Origin of the sequence: Colwellia sp. RSH04, from assembly GCF_003545765.1 — a bacterium.
Classification (GTDB): domain Bacteria; phylum Pseudomonadota; class Gammaproteobacteria; order Enterobacterales; family Alteromonadaceae; genus Colwellia.
Map to the genome: position 1 here is coordinate 1 of NZ_QXIO01000021.1, position 7,061 is coordinate 7,061.

The window sequence follows — 7,061 nt, forward strand, 5'->3', positions numbered from 1 at the left end:
CTCCAAGTGGGGCCTTTTTAAATTTATACCTAATAAAATGAATAAGTGCTGATTTTGTTTAAATTATCAAAATCGATAATAAAGGTTTTAGAGCAGTTTATTGTTCCATTAATCAAGTAAATGCTTTTAGATAATTATATAAAAAACGCCCGAAGAAGTTCATTCTACGGGCGTTATCATCAAAACCGTTTAACCTGCAATTGCAGGGCGGTTAAATACCATAAAATAATTAGTTTTTTGCCATCTCGTTTAGTAAGAAGGCAGAAATCTCTGCACCAACTGTTAACGTTTTATCTCTTGCTTCTTCACCACGACCAGAACTATCAGTAAAAGGGGCTATTTCCATCATATCTGCACCCGTTATTGGGTATTGGGCTGCTAGTGCTCTTAATATGCTCATAGCTTCTTCTGGCATCAAACCATCTGGCTCAGGTGTACCTGTAGCGCTGGCGTAGCTGTCATCAATTGCATCAATATCAAAGCTTACATAAAGCTCATCAATGGCTTCGTTTTCAAGCTGAGAAAAAATATTGGCTATTGTTTTTTCAACACCTTGCGTTTTAACTTCATCTGCCCAGTGTTGTTTAACACCAAAGGTTTCTTCCCAATGGCTTTTAGGCTTGCCACTTGAACGTATACCTACTTGAATAAGGTGATGTTTTTCATGTAAGTCATCTAAAATGTGTGTACACCAAGAGCCGAAACACAAATCAATCCCTAAGCGTTCAACCAATAAATCGGTGTGGGCATCAAAATGAATAATGGCAGCGCGTTTGCCTTGTTTCTTTTTAGCTTGTAAATAGGCTTTTGTTAACGGGTAGCTAACACTATGATCGCCACCAATGCCAAAAATACCTTTTTCAGGGTAACTGGCATAAAAGTCGTGTAGTACATCTTCAGTAATACTAAGTGGACTAACACAATAAGTACTAGCTTCATCTTGGTATAATGCTTTACGACAATTTGCAATGGTTGCATCATTTAAATATTTGTCGGCTAGTAAGTGCGGAATAACTCTAACGTCGCCCATATCAAAAGCGGTTAAATCGGGGTATTGTTCTATCAAAGTAGAACGTAAAAAAAGTGGTCCCCAATTGGCTCCACGTAAAATACCACCACCACAATCCGACGCTATACCTAGAATAACCGCGTTAGAAGCGCTAGGGAGCTGATTTAAAGACTCTTTCCATAAATGTTCTATATTGGTGGATTGGCCAAAGATGCGTTGATGGAGCTGCTCTTTACGCTCTTTAGCTGTATTGACGGTGAAAACGCCATTACCAGGAGGACATAAACATTGTTCTAATTTTTGCTTAGTATCATTAGTCATTAAAGTTCTCGAATTTGTAGAATAGTATTTAAAGGTCTAGGAATAATGCTTCTTACGTCACTAACAATTTCCCTAAAGTTGTGCCTTTTTTATTTTTTTTAGCTGGTTTATTAAAAAAGCGCTTTATGTTTTATGGCAAAGTCTATTATGATTGCCGCAGAAAATTGACTTTAGCTATTATAGCTAAAACAGTGAAATAGGTGAATGCCTTCGAGCATGCATTAAAATATTTACTTGTCAGTTTGCATATTTATAGATATACCTATAAATAGTTATGCAATGTACTTAATAACAAAAACTGCTTTTTTATCATGAAAATAATAGCGCAGCGCATATGCTCGCAAAATAGTGCTTACTATTGTTGATTGAATAAAAAAGCAGAAAAAATTTTAGCCTTATCGTAGGATTATAAACTTTTATGGCAAAATCACTGGTTATTGTCGAGTCCCCAGCCAAAGCTAAGACAATTAACAAATATTTAGGGAAAGACTTTATTGTAAAGTCGAGTGTAGGTCATGTTCGTGATTTACCGCATAGTAGTACAGGTAAAAAAGTAGCGGCTAAGTCCCCTGCTGAAGTTAGAAAAATGACACCAGCTGCTAAAGAAAAGTACAAAGCCAAACGAGATAAGCAGGCTTTAATTAATCGTATGGGTATTAACCCTGAAAAGGATTGGCAAGCAGATTATCAAATTTTACCAGGTAAAGAAAAAGTTGTAACAGAGTTAAAGAAGCTTGCCGATAAAGCTGACACTATCTATCTCGCAACCGATTTGGATCGCGAGGGAGAAGCAATCGCATGGCACTTAAAAGAAATCATTGGCGGTGAAGATGAAAAATTCCGTCGAGTTGTTTTCAATGAAATTACTGAAAGCTCAATAAAACAAGCATTCTCAACCCCTGGCGAATTAAGTATGCCGGGTGTTAATGCTCAACAAGCACGTCGATTTTTAGACCGAGTTGTTGGCTTTATGGTTAGCCCGTTATTGTGGAAAAAAGTTGCAAGAGGCTTATCCGCAGGTCGGGTACAATCTGTTGCAGTTAAACTTGTGGTAGAACGTGAAAGAGAAATAAAAGCATTCGATCCGCAAGAGTTTTGGGAAGTATCAGCAGACACCCATGCGAAAACTGGTGAGGTACTAGAGTTAGCGGTAACACATCAAGATAATGCTACTTTTAAACCAACTAATGAAGCTGATACCAATAAGGCATTAGCTGTTTTAAAGTCTGCCGATTATCAGGTAAGTAAACGCGAAGATAGACCTTCTAAAAGTACACCTTCGGCACCCTTTATTACTTCAACATTACAGCAAGCGGCCAGTACTAAACTAGGTTATGGCGTAAAACGTACAATGGGCTTAGCTCAGCGTTTGTATGAAGCTGGTCATATAACCTATATGCGTACCGATTCAACTAATTTAAGTAAAGATGCAGTAGAAATGTGTCGTGGCTATATTAGTAAAAGTTTTGGTGACAATTACTTGCCTGAAAAAGCAAAGGTTTATGGCTCAAAAGAAGGTGCGCAAGAAGCGCATGAAGCCATCCGCCCGTCTAATGTGAAATTAGAAGCGGCACTGTTAGAAGGTGTTGATGCAGATGCTAAAAAGCTTTATGAATTAATCTGGCGTCAATTTGTAGCCTGTCAAATGACAGCTGCACGTTACACGGTAAGTACATTAACGATTAGTGCGGCTAATTTTGATTTAAAAGCTAAAGGTCGTGTAATGCAGTTTGATGGCTGGACAAAAGTTCACCCTCAATTAAGTAAAGGCGATGATAAGCATTTACCTGATCTTAGCGTTGGCGAAAAACTAACCTTAGATAAGCTTGAACCAAGTCAGCATTTTACTAAACCACCAGCAAGGTTTGGTGAAGCGTCATTAGTAAAAGAGCTGGAAAAACGTTCAATTGGTAGACCGTCAACTTATGCGTCAATCATTTCAACCATTCAAGATCGTGGTTACGTTAGGTTAGACAAGAAGCGTTTTTATGCCGAGAAGATGGGCGAAATTGTGACGGACAGTTTGTCGATTAGCTTTAATAAATTAATGAGTTATGATTTTACTGCAAATATGGAACAAGAGCTTGATGCCATTGCTGAAGGTGAAATTAACTGGAAAGACGTGCTTGATGACTTTTACAAGAATTTCAGTAAGAAACTTGCGTTAGCTACTAAAGAATCTAGTGATGGCGGTATGCCAAACAATAATCCAGTGTTAACAGATATTGATTGTCCTAGCTGTAGCCGTAAAATGGGCATAAGAACCGCATCAACGGGTGTATTCTTAGGTTGTTCAGGTTACGCATTGCCTCCTAAAGAGCGCTGTACGACGACAATGAACCTTACTCCTGGTGAGGAAGCGGTTAGCGTGCTGTCTGAAGACCAAGAAACTGAAGCTTTACGTGCAATGCATCGTTGTAGCAAGTGTAATACCGCGATGGACAGTTATTTAATTGATGAAACACGAAAACTTCATGTTTGTGGTAATAACCCTATTTGTGATGGTATTGAGGTTGAGCAGGGTACCTTTAAAATTAAAGGCTACGATGGCCCGGTATTAGAGTGTGATCGTTGCCAATCTGATATGGAGTTAAAATCGGGTCGCTTTGGGAAGTATTTCGACTGTACTAACAGTGAATGTAAGAACACGCGTAAACTATTAGCAAACGGTGAAGCGGCGCCACCTAAGGAAGATCCTGTACAGTTGCCTGAGTTACCTTGCGAGAAGTCAGATGCTCACTTTGTACTGAGAGACGGCGCTGCTGGTATCTTTTTAGCCGCAAATACCTTTCCGCGCTCAAGAGAAACCAGAGCACCAAAAGTTGCAGAACTAAAGCAATTTAGAGATAGGATCTCAAGTAAGTTTTATTACTTAGCTGATGCACCTGAAAAAGATCAGGATGGAAATTTAGCAGTGGTTCGTTACAGTCGAAAGTCAAAAGAACAGTATGTTATGACTGAGCTTGATGGTAAAGCAACTGGCTGGACTGCGAAATATATAGATGGCAAGTGGGTAGAAGAGCTACCTAAAAAGAAAGCAGTAAAGAAAAAACCAACGAAGAAAAAAGCAGCCGCTAAGAAGTCTTAATTTATAAGTGTCTACTTAAAATAGGTAGCTTAGGCTACCTATTTTATTTTGTAAACTTTAAGTGATTTACACCGTATTAATCTAACCCCTCTAATTCATCAATAACACTTCTAGCTTGAGCAAGCGTGCAGTCTGTTTGGGTAACTAGTTTTGCTACGGTTACTTGAGGAATACGTTTTGCTATAAGCAATAGTGCACTGTGGCTGAGTTGACAATATTGTGCGCGTAATAGTTTTGCTAACCATTGCCAGCTAGGTTCGCCTTGGTCTTCTATAAAAGTAATAACTCCTTGTATTTGTTCAAAATTAGCCTTTAAAAACCAATTTCTAGAACGGCCAATGCGTTGAAGTTCACAGCCAAGCTCCCTGATATGAGCTTTTAATGCATAAGCCTTTAAACTTCGCCTAAGAAAAGAAGGTAAATTAATAGTTTGATCTGGTAGAGTGATTGTCACAGTATTTAGATTTAATTAGGGATGATCTTATTGATACATATAAAAAGTGAAAATAGAATTATATATCCTTTTACCACTTTTTCTTTGGTTGAAATAACATATCAAGTTCATCTTCTTCGCTTTTAGCTTTTTTGGCAGCATCTTTTGCGTTAGTGCTTTTTAACGCGTTAGTAATTTCTTCTAGTTGTTCTTCTATTTCAGCTTTTCGTGTCAATACATAGTCAGTTTTTAACGGGCTATCAGCAATACTTTGCAGGGCTTTTTCATAATATTGACGGGCGGAGCCTAACATCTCTTTATTATGAGCTTGTGCACCACGTTTCGCTAAACTTTCTATATTAATTTTTAGTTGCATGGCTGCGAGTAGTTTATCTTCGTGAGTAAAGGTTTGAGCATCAAGTGCTCCTTTAGTTTGCTCTGATTTTAAAGTTACTCTAAGCTTTTTAATACACTGAAGAATCGCAACTAATTGTTGCTCATTGTCTGGTAAGGTAAATTGTTCTTCACTACCCGCTTGGGTCGTTGCAAGCTCTTCTGAGGCTTTTAATCGTGCAGTAAGTTCTTGTACTCTATTTTTTATGCCTTTCACTCCAGGCATAAGTTCTTGCATCGTTTTAGCTGCATTTAAGCTTCTGCTGTTGAGGATTTTGACTATATTCGGGTTATTTGGCAGGTTAGCTAAAAGTAATATTAATTCTTCGTTTTCATCGATGATAGCTTTTTGTCTTGAGACCTTAACGCGTTTTTCCGCCTCTAATTTTTCTTTGTGTTGTTGGATCGAGCTCACCACGACAACAAAAACAATTAAGGCAATTAGTAAGCCGACAATAATAGCGATCATTCAAAGTACTCTTTTATTAATTCTACTTGTTATTTTAAAGGGTAAATAATATTTACTCTTTGCAGTCTACAAAAAATGTATAGTTAAGCATAGCGCTAGTTACATTTTATCCGATAAAAAAGTGATATCTTGTCATATTTTTACGTTAATTCATCTTGTTATCAATAAAAGCATAATTTAGATTTAAATGTTATGAAAGAAAAGTTGGTGATATGTTGAAAAATATTTACGAAAATTGAAAATTAATATGGAATAAATGTTTAATTAAGTATATTATTTTGGCATAAAAAAGCTGTTTTTAAGTCCTGAATATGAAATTGCAACAATTACGCTACATTGTAGAAGTGTTAAATAACAACCTAAATGTCTCAGCTACTGCTGAGAGTTTATTTACTTCTCAGCCGGGTATTTCTAAACAAGTACGCATGTTAGAAGATGAGCTTGGTATTCAAATTTTTGGTCGCAGTGGTAAACATCTAACGCATGTTACTTCAGCTGGACAAGATGTTATTAATATTGCTACTCAGATTTTATCAAAAGTTGAAGGTATAAAAGCAGTTGCAAGAGAGCACACTCAACCAGATGAAGGCAAATTAAGAATAGCGACAACCCATACACAAGCAAGATATGCTTTGCCTGAAGTTATTCAAGGTTTTGTAAAAAAATATAACAAAGTCTCTCTTCAAATGTCTCAAGGTACACCTGCTCAGATAAGTGACTCTGCGGCAAAAGGTGACGCTGACTTTGCCATAGCGACTGAATCATTACATTTGTATAACGATTTAGTCATGTTGCCTTGTTACCATTGGAATCGCAGTATTATCGTACGTCCAGATCACCCTTTAGCGAAAATACAAAACATTACCATTGAAGATATTGCTAAATATTCCTTAGTAACCTATGTGTTTGGTTTTACAGGGCGCTCTGAACTAGATGCCGCATTTGATGCTGCTGGTGCTGAGCCTAAGATAGCCTTTACCGCGACAGATGCTGATGTGATTAAAACTTATGTGAGATTAGGGGTTGGTGTTGGTGTTATTGCCACTATGGCTATTGATGAACGAATTGATAGTGACTTAGTCGTGATAGATGCCAGCCATTTATTCAAATCAAGTACAACAAAAATAGGCTTTAGACGTGGTAGTTTCTTACGTGGTTACATGTATGACTTTATTGAACGTTTTGCCCCGCATCTAACTAAAGATATTGTTACTAGGGCGATGCTGTTAAAAAATAATCATGAAGTTGATGAGTTGCTTAAGGATATTGATTTACCAACACGCTAAAAAATGTTGTAAAGGTAAATTAACTCGAACTGAGGTTAAATTAGAAAAGCAGACTAAGGTCT

5 protein-coding genes are annotated in these 7,061 nt (G+C 37.4%); 2 read left to right on the top strand and 3 right to left on the bottom strand.

All coding sequences use genetic code 11. The features are described 5' to 3' along the window. Positions 1-229: 229 nt before the first annotated feature. Positions 230-1,330, bottom strand: coding sequence for an arginase family protein (locus D1094_RS17995; RefSeq protein ID WP_118961485.1), 1,101 nt, complete (start codon positions 1,328-1,330; stop codon positions 230-232). 418 nt (positions 1,331-1,748) lie between these two features. Between D1094_RS17995 and topA the strand changes: the two genes are divergently transcribed. Then, positions 1,749-4,418 (top strand): type I DNA topoisomerase, encoded by a 2,670-nt coding sequence (gene topA / locus D1094_RS18000; protein WP_118961486.1) that lies wholly within the window; start codon positions 1,749-1,751, stop codon positions 4,416-4,418. Positions 4,419-4,494: 76 nt separating this feature from the next. On the opposite strand, the gene D1094_RS18005 is transcribed toward topA, so the two are convergent. Both D1094_RS18005 and D1094_RS18010 read right to left on the bottom strand, forming a co-directional pair. Further along, positions 4,495-4,872 (bottom strand): ribosome recycling factor family protein, encoded by a 378-nt coding sequence (locus D1094_RS18005; protein WP_259338002.1) that lies wholly within the window; start codon positions 4,870-4,872, stop codon positions 4,495-4,497. 70 nt (positions 4,873-4,942) lie between these two features. Then, entirely contained in the window at positions 4,943-5,713 is a 771-nt protein-coding gene (locus D1094_RS18010; protein ID WP_118961487.1) for a hypothetical protein, read from the bottom strand. 311 nt (positions 5,714-6,024) lie between these two features. Here D1094_RS18010 and cysB point away from each other — a divergent pair, with 311 nt between their 5' ends. Continuing rightward, on the top strand, positions 6,025-6,999 hold the full coding sequence (gene cysB, locus D1094_RS18015; RefSeq protein WP_118961488.1) for an HTH-type transcriptional regulator CysB: 975 nt from the start codon (positions 6,025-6,027) through the stop codon (positions 6,997-6,999). The last annotated feature ends 62 nt before the right edge of the window (positions 7,000-7,061 follow it).